The organism is Pantoea sp. ANP04 (assembly GCF_041982285.1).
Taxonomy (GTDB): Bacteria; Pseudomonadota; Gammaproteobacteria; order Enterobacterales; family Enterobacteriaceae; genus Pantoea; species Pantoea eucalypti.
In genome coordinates, this window is sequence record NZ_JAUTYS010000039.1 from 1 (window position 1) to 847 (window position 847).

Here is an 847-nt window from a genome sequence, read left to right on the forward strand (position 1 = left end):
TGTCAACGCTAATTTCACGCGCAGACTCAACCTGAATAAGCGGATGCTCAGGATCTTCCTCATTCGAACCAACCGACACGAAGCCACGCCCAAGAATCAACGTCTCACGGTGATGCAAAAGGGACTGAGAGTCAAGATTGTTCGCATCCCAACCCTCACGCAACGCCTCAATAGACGACTTATCGCCCTGGTTGTAGAAGAAACGCATAGACAAACGATTAGTCAGCGTATCCACGTAAGTTCGGCACCAGTTAGCGGACATTTCAAACGTCCGCAACTCCGGAGGAACACTCAAGCCGATCTGCTTTAGACGGCGCGTGCCCTCATAATACTTATGGTGCGTCTCATCTGCCACTGCATAAGAGGAGAGGCGATTCTCAAGGCCCTGCACAAGATTAGATGTGTCGCGATCAAGCGCCATTCGAGCCTCCTAAAAACATATAACCCGAGAACTTTTCTTCGCCCAGCCGTTAGCGTGAGCATCAGCAGCAGCTTCATGAGCCAGAATCGTGCTCATAACAATGTCGATCTTCTGGTGATTCGTCGGCTTATCCAACGTGTACATCTGCCCCGGACGCGCCTTCTTGCGAGCGTTCGCAAAATGAGTGTCAGCAAGAGGGCAACCATCATGCTTAATGCGCGCCTGTGCCAAATCAACCTCAAAACGGATAATCGCCGGATGCATACGAGAAATACGGTTAGTAGGCCACTCCTGAAAGCGATCCTCGCCATACTTCACGCCCCACTGCTCAATCTCCGTCTCCCAGCCATACGGGTCACCATAGAAAAGCTTCACGTCGTAACGAGTAACCAGCTCATCCATAGCCGCATGAACCTCGGAGCGGGG

At 51.8% G+C, this 847-nt stretch carries 2 protein-coding genes; both read right to left on the reverse strand.

All coding sequences use genetic code 11. From position 1 onward, the window contains the following. Positions 1 to 421, reverse strand: a 421-nt coding sequence (locus Q7C21_RS22150; RefSeq protein ID WP_375151107.1) for a hypothetical protein, incomplete at its 3' end; no start/stop codon positions are given. 9 nt (positions 422 to 430) lie between these two features. Then, a partial coding sequence (locus Q7C21_RS22155; protein WP_375151108.1) for a hypothetical protein occupies positions 431 to 847 on the reverse strand: 417 nt, incomplete at its 5' end.